Raw genomic sequence first — 1,479 nt, 5'->3', positions numbered from 1 at the left:
CCCAAATGTTGGGAAGGTGGTGGTTAACGCCATAGAAGTCACCGGTGTTGCTGTGCCATCGTTGTTGACAATGATCAAGCCAGCAGCACCAGCGGCTTGGGCATATTTTTGTTTATCAGCAAAGGTAAGTTCGCCACGTTTAACGATGGCAATTTTGCCTTTAGCGTCAGCAGTATAGTCGGCTACTTTCCCTTTGCTGAGGTTGCCACTAGCATCTTTAACAACATAAAACTTCTTTTGGTCAAAGCTACCAGTGAAATCGTTGCTTGAAAGCTGAATGGTTTCCGGTCCAAGCTGTAAACCTGTACCATCAGTAATGGTCACTGCCTGAGTGATGACATCCGTGTTTTCAGCGGAAGCAACTGTGGTCGCTCCTCGTGATGTCCCTGGCGTTCCCACCATTTCATTGTCTTGCAAACCGTAATAATCTTTGTTGACGCCTTCAGTTGCTGAACTGGATGTTCCTGAGTTCCCAGCAGAAATGACGGCGGCTGTTCCTGATTCGTTAGCATTTTGCACCGCAGCAAGTTCTGGATCCTCCAAGGTTTGGTTGCCTGAACCAGATCCTAAGGACATGTTGAGGACATCGGCACCGATTTTTGCCGAGTCTTCAATGGCAGAAACCAAGGTAGCTGACCCGGTTGTTGCAGAAGTGTCAGAGTTGGTGAAAACTTTCATTGCCAGTAGCTGTGCTTCTGGCGCAACTCCGACAACAGACTTGGCTGGATCGTCACCTGTCCCGTTAGCACCGATGATCCCAGCAACATGCATGCCGTGTTGTTCGTCAACCGTATCATCTGTAATGGTGTCGTTATTATCAGCATAATTAAACCCATATGGCACTTTTGAATTAAAATAGCGGCCATGCTTGGCGGTATCAGTGAATTTTTCAACATCAGATTTGGTTAGTTTAACGTCTTTATCATTGCTTAGCCGCATGTCTTTGTGTGTTGGATCAATGCCAGTGTCAATAACCGAGACAACTGTGCCTTCACCTTTATATTTGTAATTGGACCATACGGCTTGCACATTCGCCATCGAGTTTGCCTTAGTATCAGTCGGATAATAAACTTTCGCCAATGTGACTGTTTTAACTGCGGCAATTTGTTTCAGTTTAGGGATATCAACAACCCTAACTTTAGTTGAAAAGCCGTTAACGACATAGCCATAACTTTCACTGGCAGTTTGTTGGGTGACTTGTTCAACAGCTGCCTTAACGCTTGCCTGAGCCGCGATCACTTTATTGGTCTCCTGCTGAATCTCCGCCGTGCTGGAGTAATCAGTTCTTAAAGTGCCGTTTTCAGAGGCAGGCGCTGCGCTCATTTGAACAATGACGTCAACATAAATATCTTGCTGCTGAACTTTATTCAGCTTATTGTAATCAATACCTTTAGCCGCCAACTGTGTAGCAATCGCTTGATTCGTTGTCGCTGCAGTTGTGTCAGTGGCCGCTTGCTTAGCAGCCGTCACCGTATTTGC

1 protein-coding gene is annotated in these 1,479 nt (G+C 46.1%); it reads right to left on the bottom strand.

Annotation, left to right across the window (positions count from 1 at the left end; translation table 11 throughout):
- Positions 1–1,479: S8 family serine peptidase (locus ABT299_RS52670; protein ID WP_500255480.1), on the bottom strand; the 1,479-nt coding region annotated here is incomplete at both ends.

The organism is Spirillospora sp. NPDC000708 (assembly GCF_040299565.1).
Taxonomy (GTDB): domain Bacteria; phylum Actinomycetota; class Actinomycetes; order Streptosporangiales; family Streptosporangiaceae; genus Spirillospora.
The sequence above is the reverse complement of the archived record's forward strand: the minus strand, read 5'-3'. Positions and strand labels throughout refer to the sequence as shown.